Source organism: Sinorhizobium sp. GQ132, assembly GCF_059758575.1.
This window is the reverse complement of the sequence record NZ_JCAXDX010000014.1, coordinates 24919-41996: the sequence shown is the minus strand read 5'-3', so window position 1 is coordinate 41996 and position 17078 is coordinate 24919. Positions and strand designations below refer to the sequence as shown.

17 protein-coding genes are annotated in these 17078 nt (G+C 63.6%); 8 read left to right on the top strand and 9 right to left on the bottom strand.

From position 1 onward, the window contains the following. Positions 1-68 precede the first annotated feature (68 nt). A complete protein-coding gene (locus AC6CIG_RS25600; RefSeq protein WP_127710650.1) occupies positions 69-974 on the top strand; it encodes a DMT family transporter in 906 nt (301 codons plus the stop codon). Positions 975-980: 6 nt separating this feature from the next. On the opposite strand, the gene AC6CIG_RS25595 is transcribed toward AC6CIG_RS25600, so the two are convergent. Further along, the gene (locus AC6CIG_RS25595) at positions 981-1409 is read right to left on the bottom strand and encodes a Fur family transcriptional regulator (RefSeq protein WP_018097266.1); all 429 of its coding nucleotides are present in this window, start codon (positions 1407-1409) and stop codon (positions 981-983) included. 121 nt (positions 1410-1530) lie between these two features. Between AC6CIG_RS25595 and AC6CIG_RS25590 the strand changes: the two genes are divergently transcribed. The 5 genes from AC6CIG_RS25590 to AC6CIG_RS25570 all read left to right on the top strand — a co-directional run bounded on the left by AC6CIG_RS25590 (position 1531) and on the right by AC6CIG_RS25570 (position 6086). After that, entirely contained in the window at positions 1531-2436 is a 906-nt protein-coding gene (locus AC6CIG_RS25590; RefSeq protein WP_127710648.1) for a metal ABC transporter substrate-binding protein, read from the top strand. After that, positions 2433-3368: a manganese/iron ABC transporter ATP-binding protein gene (locus AC6CIG_RS25585; RefSeq protein ID WP_127710646.1), complete on the top strand. Its 936-nt coding sequence runs from the start codon at positions 2433-2435 to the stop codon at positions 3366-3368. Before AC6CIG_RS25590 ends, AC6CIG_RS25585 begins: the two co-directional genes overlap by 4 nt. Further along, a complete protein-coding gene (locus AC6CIG_RS25580) occupies positions 3365-4222 on the top strand; it encodes a metal ABC transporter permease (protein ID WP_437412431.1) in 858 nt (285 codons plus the stop codon). Before AC6CIG_RS25585 ends, AC6CIG_RS25580 begins: the two co-directional genes overlap by 4 nt. Beyond that, positions 4219-5073, top strand: a complete 855-nt coding sequence (locus AC6CIG_RS25575) for a metal ABC transporter permease (protein WP_127710644.1) — start codon at positions 4219-4221, stop codon at positions 5071-5073. Before AC6CIG_RS25580 ends, AC6CIG_RS25575 begins: the two co-directional genes overlap by 4 nt. Positions 5074-5201: 128 nt before the next feature. Then, entirely contained in the window at positions 5202-6086 is an 885-nt protein-coding gene (locus AC6CIG_RS25570; RefSeq protein WP_437412432.1) for a DUF6030 family protein, read from the top strand. Between the two features lie 14 nt (positions 6087-6100). Here AC6CIG_RS25570 and AC6CIG_RS25565 read toward each other — a convergent pair whose 3' ends face one another. After that, positions 6101-6532, bottom strand: a complete 432-nt coding sequence (locus AC6CIG_RS25565; protein ID WP_033047599.1) for an Lrp/AsnC family transcriptional regulator — start codon at positions 6530-6532, stop codon at positions 6101-6103. A 124-nt stretch (positions 6533-6656) separates the two neighbouring features. Between AC6CIG_RS25565 and AC6CIG_RS25560 the strand changes: the two genes are divergently transcribed. Next, a complete protein-coding gene (locus AC6CIG_RS25560) occupies positions 6657-7760 on the top strand; it encodes a saccharopine dehydrogenase family protein (protein ID WP_127710640.1) in 1104 nt (367 codons plus the stop codon). Positions 7761-8134: 374 nt separating this feature from the next. Here AC6CIG_RS25560 and AC6CIG_RS25555 read toward each other — a convergent pair whose 3' ends face one another. The 7 genes from AC6CIG_RS25555 to AC6CIG_RS25525 all read right to left on the bottom strand — a co-directional run bounded on the left by AC6CIG_RS25555 (position 8135) and on the right by AC6CIG_RS25525 (position 16155). Next, a complete protein-coding gene (locus AC6CIG_RS25555) occupies positions 8135-8539 on the bottom strand; it encodes a F0F1 ATP synthase subunit epsilon (protein WP_026168835.1) in 405 nt (134 codons plus the stop codon). A gap of 121 nt (positions 8540-8660) precedes the next feature. Continuing rightward, positions 8661-10175 carry a F0F1 ATP synthase subunit beta gene (gene atpD, locus AC6CIG_RS25550; protein WP_018097275.1) on the bottom strand — a complete coding sequence of 505 codons (1515 nt, stop codon included), beginning with the start codon at positions 10173-10175 and terminating at the stop codon, positions 8661-8663. Positions 10176-10199: 24 nt separating this feature from the next. Continuing rightward, positions 10200-11081, bottom strand: coding sequence for a F0F1 ATP synthase subunit gamma (locus AC6CIG_RS25545; protein ID WP_018097276.1), 882 nt, complete (start codon positions 11079-11081; stop codon positions 10200-10202). A gap of 27 nt (positions 11082-11108) precedes the next feature. Continuing rightward, positions 11109-12638, bottom strand: coding sequence for a F0F1 ATP synthase subunit alpha (gene atpA / locus AC6CIG_RS25540; RefSeq protein WP_018097277.1), 1530 nt, complete (start codon positions 12636-12638; stop codon positions 11109-11111). After that, positions 12638-13204 carry a F0F1 ATP synthase subunit delta gene (locus AC6CIG_RS25535; protein WP_010970368.1) on the bottom strand — a complete coding sequence of 189 codons (567 nt, stop codon included), beginning with the start codon at positions 13202-13204 and terminating at the stop codon, positions 12638-12640. Before AC6CIG_RS25535 ends, atpA begins: the two co-directional genes overlap by 1 nt. 238 nt (positions 13205-13442) lie before the next feature. Next, a complete protein-coding gene (locus AC6CIG_RS25530; RefSeq protein ID WP_003530294.1) occupies positions 13443-13829 on the bottom strand; it encodes an AGROH133_08824 family phage infection protein in 387 nt (128 codons plus the stop codon). 121 nt (positions 13830-13950) lie between these two features. Further along, on the bottom strand, positions 13951-16155 hold the full coding sequence (locus tag AC6CIG_RS25525) for a primosomal protein N' (protein WP_127710638.1): 2205 nt from the start codon (positions 16153-16155) through the stop codon (positions 13951-13953). A gap of 175 nt (positions 16156-16330) precedes the next feature. On the opposite strand from AC6CIG_RS25525, the gene fsa reads away from it, so the two are divergent. Next, entirely contained in the window at positions 16331-16984 is a 654-nt protein-coding gene (fsa, locus tag AC6CIG_RS25520) for a fructose-6-phosphate aldolase (RefSeq protein ID WP_003530290.1), read from the top strand. Positions 16985-17078: the final 94 nt, after the last annotated feature.

Here is a 17078-nt window from a genome sequence, read left to right as displayed (position 1 = left end):
CGAAGCATCGCAGGGGCTCCGGACGCTAGGAATGGTCCGATGAACAACGATTCACAAGGACCGCATTCATGGACAGGCCACGTCTCGCTCTCGAACTGCTTCTGCTTGTCGCCCTGGCAACGCTCTGGGGCGCCTCCTACACCTTCATCAAGATCGGCGTCGAAACCATTCCCCCGGTGACGCTGATCGCCGCGCGAACGCTGCTTGCCGGCATGGTTCTTCTGGCGCTGATCGCATGGCGCGGCCTGACATTGCCGCGCGACGGGGCGATGTGGCGGCGGTTCCTGTTCCAGGCCTGCCTCAACAGCGTCGTCCCATTCACCTTGATCGCCTGGTCGGAGCGTACGATCGATGCCGGCGTCGCGGCCATCCTCAACTCCACGACGCCGATCTTCGCCTTTCTCCTGACGGCCCTGATCACCCGGCACGAGCCCGTTACCGCCCGCAAGTTCCTGGGCGTCCTTGCGGGCCTCGCCGGAATCGCGCTGATCATCGGTCTCGAGGCCTTCCGCGGCATCGGCAATCAGCTCATCCCGCAGCTTGCGGTCGTTCTTGCGACGGTTTGCTATGCCGGCGCGGCGATATTCGGGAAGGGCTTCAGGGGCCTCGATCCGATGATGCCCGCTTGCGGATCGCTTCTCGCGGGTGCGGCCCTGCTCATCCCGGCAAGCCTCGTCGTCGATCGGCCCTGGACGCTCGATCCCTCGCCGGAATCGCTGATCGCGCTCCTCTGCCTGTCCGTCTTCTCGACCGCGCTCGCCTTCGTCATCTATTTCCGCCTGATCCACACGCTCGGTTCCGTCGGCGCGACGGCACAGGCCTATGTGCGCGTTCCGATCGGCGTTGCGATCGGAGTGGTATTTCTCGGGGAAACGCTTTCGACCACCGCATGGCTCGGCCTCGGCTGCGTCATCGCCGGCGTCGCCGCCATGACCATGCCGACGCGCCCCAAGATTGCCGCTGTCGGAGGGTAATTCCGCTCAGTCCTTGCGCTTCCGGCAATAGAGCTCCAGCCGGTGGCGCACCAGGTCGTAGCCGAGTTCGGCAGCGATCTCCGCCTGCAACTGCTCGATCTTGTCGGAGCGAAACTCGATCACCGCACCCGTTTCGATATCGATCAGGTGATCGTGGTGGGGTGCATCCGCCGTCTCGAAGCGGGCAGTCGCATTCTCGAAGGCATGCCGCTGCACCACCCCTTGCTGCTCCAGCGCCGAAAGCGTCCGGTATACCGTCGAGAGCGACACCGTCGCGTCGATTTCCTTCGCGCGCCGGTGAAGTTCGCTGGCATCCGGGTGGTCCGCGGCCTCGGCCAGGATCTTCAGGATCGCGGCGCGCTGGCGCGTCACACGCACGCCGCCTTCCCGCAGGATTCCTTCCAGTTCCTCGATCCGATTCTTGCTCTGGCTCATCCCGCGACACTAGCCAAGGGGACGCCTTTTGGAAATAGCTAGTTGCAAATGCTTCTCATTTGCATTGACTTATGCAGACCATTCGCCTACCCATATTATGGTTCGCAAAGAGGAGAGCCGGATGATCCATCCAACGAGGCGCATGATCGTGGCGGCCGCAGCGGCGATGGCTGCTCTATCGCTTCTGCCGGTGGCCGCCCGGGCGGCCGAAAAGCTCAAGGCCGTCACCACCTTCACGGTCATCGCCGATATGGCGCAGAACGTCGCGGGCGACGCCGCGGTGGTCGAATCGATCACCAAGCCGGGCGCCGAGATCCACAATTACCAGCCGACGCCCCGCGATATCCTCAAGGCGCATGACGCCGACCTCATTCTCTGGAACGGGCTGAACCTCGAGCTCTGGTTCGAAAGGTTCTTCCAGAACTTCGACGGCGTTCCCGGCGTCGTCGTCTCCGAAGGCGTCGAGCCGATGGGCATCGCCGAGGGCCCCTATACCGGCAAACCCAACCCGCACGCCTGGATGTCGCCATCGGCCGCCCTGATCTATGTCGACAATATTCGCGACGCCTTCATGCGACACGATCCCCCCAATGCCGAGGTCTACAAGGCCAATGCCGAGGCCTACAAGAAGAAGATCGAGGCGGCGGTCGCACCCATCCGCGCCGAGCTCGAAAGGATCCCGGCGGAAAGGCGATGGCTCGTTTCGAGCGAGGGCGCCTTCAGCTATCTCGCCCGCGATTTCGGCATGAAGGAGCTTTATCTTTGGCCGATCAATGCCGACCAGCAAGGCACGCCGCAGCAGGTGCGCAAGGTGATCGACGTGGTTCGAGCTAATCGGATACCCGTCGTCTTCTCCGAAAGCACCATTTCGCCGGACCCCGCTGAGCAGGTCGCGCGGGAGACGGGTGCAAAATACGGAGGCGTGCTCTATGTCGACTCCTTGAGCGAGGCCGACGGCCCCGTTCCGACCTATATCGATCTGCTGCGCGTTACATCGGAAACGATTGCGAAAGGCTTGTCGCAATGAACCTTCAGGAAAAGGCCCGCGCCTATCCGGGAGCTGCTCCGCAAGACGAGGATGGCGGCATTCGCGTCAGCGGTGCTACGGTGACCTACCGCAACGGCCACCGGGCGCTGCGCGACGCCTCCTTCGAAATCCCGACGGGCACCATCGCGGCCCTCGTCGGCGTAAACGGCAGCGGCAAGTCGACGCTGTTCAAAGCGATCATGGGCTTCGTCCGGCTGGCCAAGGGCGACATCTCGATCCTGGGCCTCACCGTGACGCAGGCATTGAAACAGAACCTCGTCGCCTATGTCCCGCAGGCCGAAGAGGTCGACTGGAATTTTCCCGTCCTGGTCGAAGACGTGGTGATGATGGGCCGTTACGGCCATATGAACATGCTGCGCATCCCCAAAAAGGCCGATCACGAGGCGGTCGAGACGGCGCTGGCACGGGTCGGCATGAGCGAGTTCCGCAAGCGCCAGATCGGCGAGCTTTCCGGAGGCCAGAAGAAGCGGGTCTTCCTGGCCCGGGCACTTGCCCAGAACGGCCGCGTCATCCTGCTCGACGAGCCTTTCACCGGGGTCGACGTGAAGACGGAAGACGCTATCATCCGCCTGCTCGTCGCGCTTCGCGAAGAGGGTCGTGTGATGCTCGTCTCCACCCATAATCTCGGAAGCGTGCCGGAATTCTGCGACCGCACCATCCTTCTGAAAAATACGGTGCTCGCCTACGGCCCCACGGAAACCACCTTCACCCGCGAAAACCTGGAGCTCGCCTTCGGGGGCGTCCTGCGTCACTTCGTGCTCGGCGGAGAGAACCTCCATGACGATGCCGATCCACGCCAGCTCTCTGTCATCAGCGACGACGAGCGTCCGCTCGTCATGTATGGCGCCCGCGACCGCATGGTTGCGCAGCCGGCCAAACCGGAATCGGATTCCGAGGCGGACTCCGAATGATCGCCACGCTCATCGAGCCGTTCGCCTATAGCTACATGGTGAATGCCATGTGGGTAAGCGCACTCGTGGGCGCAGTCTGCGCGTTCCTTTCGGCCTATCTCATGCTGAAGGGCTGGTCGCTGATCGGCGATGCGCTCTCTCACTCGATCGTGCCGGGCGTCGCCGGGGCCTACATGCTCGGGCTTCCCTTCTCGCTGGGCGCCTTCTTTTCCGGTGCGCTTGCCGCCGGTGCCATGCTGTTCCTCAACCAGCGCACGCGGCTGAAGGAGGACACGATCATCGGCCTGATCTTCACCTCCTTCTTCGGTCTCGGCCTGTTCATGGTCTCTCTGTCGCCGACCTCGGTGAACATCCAGACGATCGTGCTCGGCAATATCCTCGCCATCACGCCGGCCGACACGTTGCAGCTCGCCATCATCGGCATCGTCTCGCTGCTGATCCTGTCCGCGAAGTGGAAGGACCTGATGGTGACTTTCTTCGACGAAAGCCACGCCCGCTCGATCGGCACCAACACCACCTTCCTGAAGGTGCTCTTCTTCACGCTCCTTTCGGCCTCGACCGTGGCGGCGCTGCAGACGGTCGGCGCCTTCCTCGTCATCGCCATGGTCGTCACCCCCGGCGCAACCGCCTATCTCCTGACCGACCGTTTCCCGCGGCTGATCGTGATCAGCGTCGCGATCGGGGCACTGACGAGCTTCGTCGGCGCCTATGCGAGCTACTTCCTCGACGGCGCAACCGGGGGCATCATCATCGTCCTGCAGACCGCGATCTTTCTGTTCGCCTTCGTATTTGCCCCGAAACACGGGCTGCTCGCCGCACGCCGCCGCGCATCCGAGGCTCTGGAGACCGCATGATGCCTTCGCTCGACATGCTCCTTGCCGTTTTCGAGTTCGAGTTCATGCGCAATGCGCTCCTGATCTCGGTCCTGGTCGCGATTCCGACGGCGATGCTGTCCTGTTTCCTGGTCCTCAAGGGCTGGTCGCTGATGGGCGACGCGATCTCGCATGCGGTCTTTCCCGGCGTCGTCGTCTCCTACATTGTCGGCCTGCCGCTCGCCGTCGGCGCCTTTACGGCCGGCATGTGCTGCGCACTCTTGACCGGCTATCTGAAGGAAAACAGCCGCATCAAGCAGGACACGGTGATGGGCGTCGTCTTTTCCGGCATGTTCGGCCTTGGCCTTGTGCTCTACACCAAGATCCAGAGCGACGTGCATCTCGATCACATCCTCTTCGGCGACATGCTCGGCATCGGCTGGGGCGACATTCTGGAGACGGGCCTCATCGCGCTTCTCGCCGCCGGCATTCTCGGCCTGAAGTGGCGCGATCTGCTGCTCCACGCCTTCGATCCGGCTCAGGCACGCGCGATCGGTCTGAGGGTCGGTTGGCTGCACTACGGACTGCTGGCGATCCTGTCGCTGACGATCGTCGGCGCCCTCAAGGCCGTCGGGCTGATCCTGGCCATCGCCATGCTCATTGCCCCCGGCGCGATCGCCTATCTCGTCACGCGGACGTTTGGCCACATGCTGGCGATCGCGGTGATCGTCGCCGTCGCCGCCTCCTTCTGCGGCGTCTATCTCTCCTTCTTCATCGACAGCGCACCGGCACCCACCATCGTCCTTCTGATGACGGCGATATTCCTGCTCGCCTTCGCCTATTCCACCTGGAAGGTGGCACGCGCCGAAGCGCAGCGGACAAGCGTGGAATAGAAGGAAGGAAGACCTCTCTTTCACCTCTTGGACGCCGGCGCCATGATCCCTTATGGTGCGCCACGACTGAAGGTTTGGAGCGGTCCGGTGGAATGCCGTGACCTTCCGTGGCGGAGCGACGGCGCAAGATGGAGAGGAAACAGCAAAGCCGTTCCGGCATCGCTTTCTTCCTCGTCGCCGTGGGGCTCGTCTTTGCGGCGATCGCCGCGACCGTGCTCCTGGCCAACGAACAGCGCCACCTGAAGCAGCTGCTCGCGGGGCTGGGTTTCGTGATGACGCCGCCGCAAGCGGAGCGGCCGCCGGAGACTGCCCGCGGTCCACGCAAAAAGTCCGAACCGCCAAAGGCACTCCTGCCCGCCCACATCTTCGCGGATCTTGCAACGCCGGAACAGCAATTCATCCGTCAGATCCGCAGCGACCCGCGGGCGCTTTGCGAGGGACTAAGGGAAGCCGGCTTCCGCGACCTCGAATGGAAATCAGCCGAGAGCGGCCGCTGGGAGTGCTCGTCGCTCGTTCCCTTTGCCCGCCCGGGCCAGGAGCCGAGCTCGTCCATCTTTATCCTGGTCAAGGGCCGTGGCGAGGAGGAGATCACCTCCTTTCGCGTAAAACTCAACATCGAGCACAGCGGGGACACACCGGTCGTCACCAGCGCTGCTGCCAAGGCGGCATCCGTCTTCTTGAGGGAGGTTCGTTGGGCCGGGAGCGCAAGCGTCACTCTCCAGATCCAGGGCCTCCAGGAATTCGACCTCAAGCGCTTCGGCAGTCGTATCCAGTTCAAGCGGGAAATGGGGGACACGCCCCGCTACAACTTCCTTGCCAATCAGGCCGCACGCGCGCGGCCGAAGAGCATCGCCGAGCTCTATTTCGACCGCGATAAATGGCTGGTCCCGGGCGACGGCGCGAGCGTTTCCTATATCCGGGGCCCAAGCGCCTGGACGCGGCCGGTCCAATCGGCAGAACCGCAGAGTGCAGCGGGGCAGCCTGCCGGTCGGGGCGCAACGCCCGAGCATTGATGCGAACCTGCGTATCAGCGATCGATGCGCGTCGAGAGAATGATGGAGGACAGGGTCTTTTCGACACCCTCGATTTCGCCGATCCGGTCGATCAACAGGTCCAGCTCGCTGATCGAAGCTGCAGCGACGACCGCGATCAGATCGAAGCTGCCGCTGACGGAATGCAGCATGCGGATTTCGCGAATGGCGGCGAGCTCGGGCGTGACCCGACCGAGCGCCCGCGGTGCAATCGTGATCAGAACATGCGCTCGCACGAGGCCTTTCTCGTAGTTTTCCGAGAGGCGCACGCCATAGCCTGCGATCACCCCCTCGCGCTCCAGCCGCTCGATGCGCGCCTGCACCGTGGTGCGCGACAGGCCGAGCCGGCGGGCGATCGTCGCCGTCGGCATGCGGGCGTTCTCGCTCAGTATGGCGAGGAGTTCGCGATCCTTGTCCGTTACATGCATATCGTCGACCTTGATCGGCAAAACGCCGAATACAGACCGACGATTTAGCCATATCGACGCTTCAAATCAATATTCGGCCGCGAGACAATGGTGGTGAAAGAGGCTCATACCCCGGGGATACAAAATGAAAGACATCGTCGTCATCGGTGCCGGCAAGATCGGCTCCACCATCGCGCGCATGCTGGCGCATAGCGGCGACTACCGCGTCTGCGTCGCCGATCGCAGCGCCGAGCAGTTGCAGCAGGTCGAGAAGCACGATGCCGTCTCGACCGCAGTCGTCGACATCGCCGACAGAAAGGCGCTCGTCGCCCTGCTCTCCGGAAAATTCGCCGTGCTCAGCGCCGCGCCGTTCCATCTGACGGTCGCGATCGCCGAAGCCGCAGCCGAGGCGAAAATCCACTATCTCGACCTGACGGAAGACGTCGAATCCACCCGCCAGGTCAAGGCGATCGCAGCTGAGGCCGACACCGCCTTCATTCCGCAATGCGGCCTCGCACCGGGCTTCATTTCGATCGTCGCCAACGATCTCAGCCGGCATTTCGATACGCTCGAAAGCGTTCGCATGCGCGTCGGCGCCCTGCCGCAATACCCGTCGAACGCTTTGAACTATAATCTCACCTGGAGCACCGACGGGGTCATCAACGAATATATCGAGCCCTGCGAGGCGATCGTCGAAGGTTCGCTGATCGAAGTTCCCGCGATGGAAGAGCGCGAGGAGTTCTCGCTCGACGGCGTCACCTACGAGGCCTTCAACACCTCCGGCGGCCTCGGCACGCTTTGCGAGACGCTGAAGGGCAAGGTCCGCACGCTCAATTACAAGACGATCCGTTATCCCGGTCATGCCGCGATCTTCAAGGCGCTCCTGAACGACCTCGGCCTGCGTCATCGCCGCGAGGTACTGAAGGACATCCTCGAAAACGCCCTGCCGACCACCACCCAGGACGTGGTCGTGATCTTCGTCACCGTTTCGGGCTTCCGCGAAGGTCGCCTGGTGCAGGAGACCTACGCCAACAAGGTCTATAGCGGCGTCGTTGCGGGACGCATGCAGAGCGGCATCCAGATCACCACCGCCGGCAGCATCTGCGCCGTTCTCGACATGCTCGCCCAAGGCAAGATCCCCACCAAGGGCTTCGTCCGCCAGGAAGACATCGCGCTCGACGCCTTCCTCGCCAACCGCTTCGGCCACTACTACGCCCAGAAGCACGAGACGGAACGCGCCGCGAGCTGAGGCCGAGGCCGAGGCTAGGTCGATTACCGAAATGCCCGGACCTTTCGTCCGGGCATTTTCGTTTCTGTTTGCAGCGCCCCCTCATCCGCCTGCCGGCGCCTTCTCCCCGCAAGCGGGGCGAGAGACACGCGGCGGCCCGTTCTCTTTCCTCGAAGCGAGTGGCGGGATGGGGCTGGGCCCTCGCGGCTTGCCCCTTCTTCCCGCCTGCGGGGAGAAGGTCGCGGCAGCGGGATGAGGGGCGGCAACGGGTGGAAAGTACCCGCTGTCTTGAGACGCTCTATCGGCCGCTTGCGGGGAGAAACGAACTCGCGGAGACGAAAAACCCCGCTCGAGGCGGGGTTCGATAGGCATTATCCCTTATCGGGATGTCCCTTTCAGGCCGGGATCACGATCTCCCCGAGCTTCGTGAGTTCGGCGATGAATTGTTCCAGACGCGTCTTCTTCTCGTCACCGGCGCCTTCGAGTTCGGCGCGTGCCGCTTCGATGCGGTTTTCGAGAACCGTGCTGTCCAGTTCGTCGACATGGACGGCAGATTCGGCCAAAAGCGTGCAGCCGGAAGGCAGGATATCGGCAAAGCCGCCGAAGACGGCGTAGCGTTCGGTCTTGCCGGCGGCGGTCTTCACCGCCACGACGCCCGGCTTGACGGTCGTCATGGTCGGCGCGTGATTGGCCATCACGGTCATCTCGCCCTCGGTCGCCGGAATGACGACTTCGGTCACCTTCTCCGAGACAAGCAGACGCTCGGGGGAAACAAGCTCAAAATTGAAACTTTCGGCCATGACCATTCACTTCTGGTGAGCGCGCCGCTGGTCGGCGGGCTGTGCACGTTCTCCGCCTCAACTGTCAGGCGGGATGAAAGCCGTGGCGCAAGGAACTCCGCGCCACGGTTCCTGATGCAGATCAGGCGGCTTCGGCAGCCAGCTTCTTGGCCTTCTCGACGGCTTCCTCGATGGAACCGACCATGTAGAAGGCAGCTTCCGGCAGGTGGTCGTACTCGCCGTTGACGAGGCCCTTGAAGCCCTTGATCGTGTCTTCGAGCGCAACCAGCTTGCCCGGCGAGCCGGTGAAGACTTCGGCGACGAAGAACGGCTGCGACAGGAAACGCTCGATCTTGCGGGCGCGGGCGACGGCGATCTTGTCCTCTTCGGAAAGCTCGTCCATGCCCAGGATCGCGATGATGTCCTGGAGGGCCTTGTAGCGCTGCAGGGTCGACTGCACTTTGCGCGACACTTCGTAATGCTCTTCGCCGACGATCATCGGGTCCAGCATGCGCGAGGTCGAATCCAGCGGATCCACGGCCGGATAAATGCCCTTTTCGGCGATCGAGCGCGACAGAACCGTCGTCGCATCGAGGTGCGCGAACGAGGTCGCCGGTGCCGGGTCGGTCAAGTCGTCGGCGGGAACGTAAATCGCCTGAACCGAGGTGATCGAGCCCTTGGTCGTGGTGGTGATCCGCTCCTGCATCTGGCCCATGTCGGTTGCAAGCGTCGGCTGATAGCCCACGGCCGAAGGAATACGGCCGAGCAGAGCCGACACTTCCGAGCCCGCCTGGGTGAAGCGGAAGATGTTGTCGACGAAGAAGAGAACGTCCTGACCTTCGTCACGGAACTGTTCGGCGACCGTCAGGCCGGTCAGCGCGACGCGTGCGCGGGCGCCGGGCGGCTCGTTCATCTGGCCGTAGACGAGTGCGGCCTTGGAGCCTTCGCCGCCGCCGTGCTTGTTCACGCCGGACTCGATCATTTCGTGATAGAGGTCGTTGCCTTCGCGGGTCCGCTCGCCGACGCCTGCGAAGACGGAGTAACCGCCGTGCGCCTTGGCGACGTTGTTGATCAGTTCCATGATCAGAACGGTCTTGCCGACGCCCGCGCCGCCGAAGAGGCCGATCTTGCCGCCCTTGGCATAGGGAGCGAGCAGGTCGACGACCTTGATGCCGGTGACGAGAATCTGCGCTTCGGTCGACTGTTCCACATAGGCCGGAGCGTCCTGGTGGATGGCGCGGCGGGCGGAAGTCTTCAGCGGACCGGCTTCGTCGACCGGCTCGCCGATGACGTTCATGATGCGGCCGAGCGTTTCCTTGCCGACCGGAACCGCGATCGGGCCACCCGTGTCGGCGACCTTCTGGCCGCGAACGAGACCTTCGGTCGAGTCCATGGCGATCGTGCGGACGGAGTTTTCGCCGAGATGCTGTGCGACTTCGAGAACGAGGCGGTTGCCGTTGTTGTCGGTTTCCAGCGCGTTCAGGATCTGCGGGAGCTGGCCTTCTTCGAATGCGACGTCGACGACGGCGCCGATGACCTGCGTCACGCGGCCGACAGCACCCGTAGCCGCAACGACTGTCTTGGCGGAAGCTGCCTTCTTCGGAGCAGCCGGCTTCTTCGCCGCTGCGGTTTCTTTCGGGGTAGCTGCCTTAGCCATAATTCTTACCCTCTTCTCGTAACCTTAGAGCGCTTCCGCGCCAGAGATGATTTCAATGAGTTCCTTGGTGATCTGCGCCTGCCGCTGACGGTTGTAGCTGAGCGTCAGCTTGTCGATCATCTCACCCGCGTTGCGCGTCGCATTGTCCATGGCACTCATCTTCGCGCCCATTTCACCCGCGACGTTCTCGAGCAGGGCCCGGAAGATCTGCACGGAGATATTGCGCGGGATGAGATCGCTGAGGATCGCGCCGGCTTCCGGCTCATATTCGTAGATCGCCGATGCCCCTTCGCCTTCGGCGGCCACTTCGCCGGCCGATGCCGGGATGAGCTGCTGGGCGGTCGGGATCTGGGAAATGACGGACTTGAACTCGGAATAGAACAGGGTGCAGACGTCGAACTCGCCATTGTCGAAGAGCTCGATGACCTTGTGGCCGATCCGGTCCGCGTTCTCAAAACCGATCTTCTTGACTTCACGCAGGTCGACACGGTCGATGATCAGCGACGCGAAGTCGCGCCGAAGCATATCGAAGCCCTTCTTCCCGACGCAGATGATCTTGACCGTCTTGCCCTGGGCCAGAAGCTTGCGCACATGGTCGCGGGCAAAGCGGGCGATCTGCGAGTTGAAGCCGCCGCAAAGACCGCGCTCGGCCGTGCACACGATCACCAGGTGCGTGTCGTCCTTGCCGGTTCCCGTCATCAGCCGCGGCGCGCTGTCGTCCGCGCCGACCGCCTGGGCGATATTGGCGAGAACGGCAGCCATGCGCTGCGAATAGGGCCGGGCGGCCTCGGCCGCCTCCTGCGCACGCCGAAGCTTCGCCGCGGCGACCATCTTCATCGCCTTGGTGATCTTCTGCGTCGCCTTGACGGAGGCGATCCGGTTCTTCAGATCCTTAAGTGAAGGCATCCGTTGTCCGTCCTAGTTGAGGTCCGCTCAGGCGAAGGATTTGGCGAAGCTGTCGATTGCGCCCTTCAGCTTGGCCTTGGTGTCGTCCGAGATAGCCTTTTCCGTACGGATGGTATCCAGAACGGCCTTGCCTTCCGAACGGAGGTAGGAAAGGAGACCGTGCTCGAACTTGCCGACCTCGCTGACCGGCAGCTTGTCGAGATAGCCGTTGACGCCGGCGAAGATGACCGCGACCTGCTCTTCCGTCTTCAGCGGCGAGAACTGCGGCTGCTTCAGAAGTTCGGTCAGGCGGGCACCGCGGTTGAGCAGACGCTGCGTCGCGGCATCGAGGTCCGAGCCGAACTGTGCGAAGGCCGCCATTTCGCGGTACTGGGCGAGCTCGCCCTTGATCGAGCCGGCGACCTGCTTCATCGCCTTGATCTGGGCGGAGGAGCCGACGCGCGAAACCGACAGACCGACGTTAACGGCCGGACGGATACCCTGGTAGAACAGGTCGGTTTCGAGGAAGATCTGGCCGTCGGTGATCGAGATCACGTTGGTCGGAATGAACGCGGACACGTCGTTGCCCTGTGTCTCGATGACCGGCAGAGCCGTCAGCGAGCCGGCGCCACGCTCGTCGGAGAGCTTGGCGGCGCGCTCCAGAAGGCGCGAATGCAGGTAGAAGACGTCGCCCGGATAGGCTTCACGGCCCGGCGGGCGGCGCAGCAGCAGCGACATCTGACGGTAGGCGACGGCCTGCTTGGAAAGGTCGTCATAGCCGATCAGGGCGTGCTTGCCGTTGTCGCGGAAATATTCGCCCATCGCGCAGCCGGCGAACGGAGCCAGATACTGCATCGGCGCCGGATCGGAAGCCGTTGCGGCGACGATGATCGAATACTGCAGCGCGCCGCGCTCTTCGAGCACCTTGACGAACTGAGCGACCGTCGAGCGCTTCTGGCCGATAGCGACATAGACGCAATAGAGCTTATCCCCTTCCGGGCCATTGTCGTGAATGGCTTTCTGGTTGAGGATCGTATCGAGAATGATCGCGGTCTTGCCGGTCTGGCGGTCGCCGATGACGAGCTCGCGCTGGCCGCGGCCGACCGGGATGAGGGCGTCGATGGCCTTGAGGCCGGTCGACATCGGCTCGTGGACCGACTTGCGCGGAATGATGCCGGGCGCCTTGACGTCGACGCGGGCGCGCTGCTTGGCATTGATCGGGCCCTTGCCGTCGATCGGATTGCCGAGTGCGTCCACGACGCGGCCGAGCAGCTCCGGACCTACGGGAACGTCCACGATGGCGCCGGTCCGCTTGACCGTGTCGCCTTCCTTGATGTCCCGGTCCGAGCCGAAGATAACCACACCGACATTGTCGGCTTCGAGGTTCAGCGCCATGCCGCGAATTCCGCCTGGGAATTCGACCATCTCGCCTGCCTGGACGTTGTCGAGGCCGTAGACGCGGGCGATACCGTCACCGACGGAAAGCACCTGGCCGACTTCGGAAACTTCCGCTTCCTGGCCGAAATTTTTGATCTGATCTTTAAGAATTGCGGAAATTTCCGCGGCGCGGATATCCATCAGCCGACCTCTTTCAGTGCAAGCTTAAGGGTAGAGAGTTTGGTGCGAAGGGAGGTGTCAATCTGGCGGGACCCGACCTTCACGATCAGACCTCCAAGAATAGACGGGTCGACGGTGACGTTTACCGCCACGTCTTTGCCGGTGACGCCTTTCAGCGCCGCCTTCAATTCGATTTCCTGCGCCAGCGTCAGCGCATGTGCCGACGTGACGTCGGCGGTGATTTCGCCCTTGTGACGGGCAGCGAGCAGACGGAACGCCTTGATGATGCCCGGCAGCACGAAGAGGCGGCGATTGCGCGCGACGACCTTCAGGAAGTTGCCGACCAGCCCGGAGAAGCCGAACTTCTCGACGAGGGCGGAAATGGCCTTGAACTGGTCGTCGGCGGAAAAGACCGGGCTTACGATCAGCCGCTTCAGATCGTCGCTGCCGTCGATCAGCGCCTGGATGCGCGTCAGATCGGCGCCGACTGCTTCGATCGACCCGGCATCAAGGGCAAGCTCGAAAAGCGAGGAGGCATATCTTTCTGCAACACCGGAAATGAGCTGGGATGTGTCTGCCACGGGCACAAGCTTCTCTCAAAATCATCCAGGAATGCCAGGACAGGCGAACCGTCGACCTAACATCTTGAATTTGCTGCAATAACTCGCAGGATATCGAGGCCGGTCGACCCACTTCCCCCGCAGTTCGCGGTTCGTCTAGCATAGGATGTTTGGACTCGCAACACGCCAACGGCAGGAATGCGGCATTACCCGGCCGCTTCGGCCGAATTTTGCCGTAAATAGTGTCGCAGGCCCTTGTCGGCGATCAGATCAGCCCGAAAACATAGGCAAGAGGCAGGATCGCCAGCGCCGCCTGGACCAGGAGCGCGAGCCAGTTGAAGAGGGTCGCGCCGTTGTCGCTCATGATCGACAGGATGCGACCGAACGCCGCGAGTGCGAAAGCCGCGCCGACGGCGAGATAGACCATTGGCTGGGCAAGCAGGATGGCGCCGAGGCCCAGGCCCAGATGCATGCCGCCCATGGTGGAGCGGGCCTCCGCCAGCCCTCCCCGCCGCCCCTCGGCGATGCCGATCCCGGCGGCACGAAAGGTCAGGCGCGGCGCAAAGAGCATGACGAGCCCGATCAGCGCCGCGAGCGCGGCCGCACAAAAAGCCAGCAGCTCCCCGGTTTCCGTCGGTATGTAGAACTCCATCTCCGTCCCCGCCCGTTGCTGTGGACCCTCCGCTCGCGCCGAGCCGACGCGATGCGGGGAAGAGGTCTAGCCTATGTCCTTCCGGATGTGAATCGGTCGAAGGACGAAGATCCGACAGTGATCACAAAAAACTCTGCGGATCGATGTCGAGCTGGACGCTGACCGATCCGCGCTCCTTGGGGCCGGCGGCGATCATCGCCCGGACGAAGGACTGCATGTCGCTGTTGCGCCGCCCGTGGACGAGAAGCCGGAAGCGATGTCGGCCGCGGATGAGCGCAAGCGGCGCTTCCGCCGGTCCGAGGATCGCGATGCCGTCGACGCGCGGCGCGGCATTGCGCAGTCCGCGGGCGTGGCCCTCGGCATCGCCGCGCGTATCGGCCGAAACGATGATCGAGGCGAGCCGGCCGAAAGGGGGCAGCACCGCCCTTTCCCGCTCATGGATCTCGCGTTCGTAGAAAGCGTCGGAATCGCCGGACACGATCGCCTGCATGACCGGATGCTGCGGCTGATAGGTCTGCAGAAGCCCGAGGCTCTTGAGGCCCGTCCGGCCGGCACGCCCCGTCACCTGGGAAAGGAGCTGGAACGTCCGTTCCGCAGCGCGGGGGTCGCCATTGGCAAGACCCAGATCCGCATCGACGATGCCGACCAGCGTCATGTTCGGGAAGTTGTGGCCCTTGGCGACGAGTTGGGTGCCTATGACGATGTCCGCCTCCCCACGGGCGATCGCCTCGAGCTCCAGCCGCAGCCGCTTGACGCCCATCAGGTCGGAGGAGAGCACAATGGTGCGCGCGTCGGGGAAATGCCGCTCGACCTCTTCGGCGATGCGCTCCACCCCGGGGCCGCAGGCAACGAGATGATCGAGCGTGCCGCATTCCGGGCAGGCTTCCGGCGTCCTCTCCGAATAGCCGCAATGATGGCACTGGATCTGCCCGCGGAAACGGTGCTCGACCAGCCAGCTCGAGCAGTCCGGGCACTGAAAGCGATGGCCGCAGACGCGGCAGAGCGTCAGCGGCGCATAGCCGCGCCGGTTCAGGAACAGGAGCGCCTGCTCGCGCCGGCCGATCGTCTTGCCGATCTGGTTCACGAGCACCGGCGAAAGAAAGCCGCCGCGTTCCGGCGGATGGCGGCGCATATCGACTATGCCGAGATCGGGGAGCGCCGCATCGCCGAAGCGGGTGGGCAGATGGATCGGCCGGTAACGCCCCACCTCGCCGTTCACCCGGCTCTCGACCGAAGGTGTGGCGGAGACGAGCACGACCGGAAAATTGCCGATCCGCCCGCGTACCACGGCCATATCGCGCGCATTGTAGAAGACGCGGTCCTCCTGCTTATAGGCGGGGTCGTGCTCCTCGTCGACGATGATGAGGCCGAGATCCTCGAAGGGCAGGAAAAGCGCCGAGCGGGCGCCGGCGACGACGCGCACCTGGCCGGTCGTCACCTGCCGCCAGACCTTTTCCCGCGTGCGCGGCGCGAGATCGGAATGCCACTCCGCGGGCTTCGCGCCGAAGCGCTCCTGGAAGCGTTCGAGGAAGCTTGCGGTCAGCGCGATCTCCGGCAGCAGGATCAGGACCTGCTTGCCGGCGCGCAACGTCGCCGCTATCGCCTCGAAATAGACCTCCGTCTTGCCGGAACCGGTAATGCCGTCGATCAGCGATACCGAGAATTTCCGCTCCTCGACGGCGACCAGCAGGTCGGCAGCCGCCTGCCTCTGCGGGCCTTCGAGGCGCGGCGCGGCGAAAGCCGGATCCGGCGCGGCGACGACCGGCGGCGGCGGCATGAACACGGTCTCGAACACGCCCTGCGACGTCAGGCCGTCGATGACGCTGGACGAGACCCCCGCGGCATGGGCAAGCCCCGAGCGGGTCCAGGAAAGCCCGTCGCTCGCGGTGGCGAGGACGCGCTCGCGCGCCGCAGTCATCCGTTCCGGCCGCATCTCGGTCAGACGCAGGGCCTCCACCATCGGCTCCGGATCGAACGCGGCCGGCGCCCGGAGTGCCATCCGGGCGACGAGGCCCGGCGGCGTCAGCGTGTAGCTCGCCACCCAATCAAGAAAGGCGCGCATGTCCGGGCCGAGCGGCGGGCAGTCGAAGACCTTCTCGATCTGCTTCAGCTTTTTCGGATCGACGCCGCCGTCGTCTTCGCCGTCCCACACGACGCCGACGACGAAACGGGGGCCGAGCGGCACCTGGACGATCGATCCCGGCTCGACCGCCATGCCGTCGGGCACCCCGTAGGAATAGGCCCTCGGCGCCGGCATGGGCACCAGGACGGGCACCACCCGGCGGTCGAGTACGGGGCCGAATAAATCGGTTGAATCAAGAGTCATTTTGCCGTGACCTTGCCACCGCTTTCAGTTAAAGAAAACTCGCAGCGAACCGCTGCCTTGCGGAAAGCAGGGTTTGTCACGGTTCCAACCGAGTTTCAACGCGCGCGATATCCGCCATGGAATTTCCTGCTGTGGAGATGCGCCCGAAACGGCTGAGTGCCAAAGGAAGACTCCGATGAAATTTTTCGTTGATACCGCCGATGTGAAGGACATCCGGGAACTGAACGATCTCGGCCTGCTCGACGGCGTCACCACAAATCCGTCATTGATCCTGAAGGCGGGCCGCGACATCGTCGAGGTTACCAAGGAAATCTGCTCGATCGTCGAAGGACCGGTTTCGGCCGAAGTGACCGCGACCGAATACAGCGCGATGATGAAGGAAGCGGCCGCGCTTTCGAAGATCGCCGACAATATCTGCATCAAGCTGCCGCTGACGCTCGACGGCCTCAAGGCCTGCAAGGCGCTGACCTCGGACGGTCACCAGACCAATGTGACGCTGTGCTTCTCGGCAAACCAGGCGCTGCTCGCCGCCAAGGCCGGCGCGACCTTCGTCTCGCCGTTCATCGGCCGCCTCGACGATATCGCCGTCGACGGCATGGACCTGATCCGCGAAATCCGCCAGATCTTCGACAATTACGGCTACGAGACGGAGATCCTCGCCGCCTCGGTGCGCACGGTAAACCACGTCAAGGAGGCCGCCCTCATCGGCGCCGACGTCGTCACCGCCCCGCCGGCAACGCTGAAGGCCCTGGTCAAGCACCCGCTGACCGACAAGGGCCTCGAAATGTTCCTCGCCGACTGGGCCAAGACCGGCCAGAAGATCGCCTGATCCTCCGCATCGAACGGAATTGACCAGGGGCCTCGCAGTGATGCGGGGCCTTTTTTTCCGAGTTCGCCCGTCTTCTAAAGGTCGCTCTGCAGGC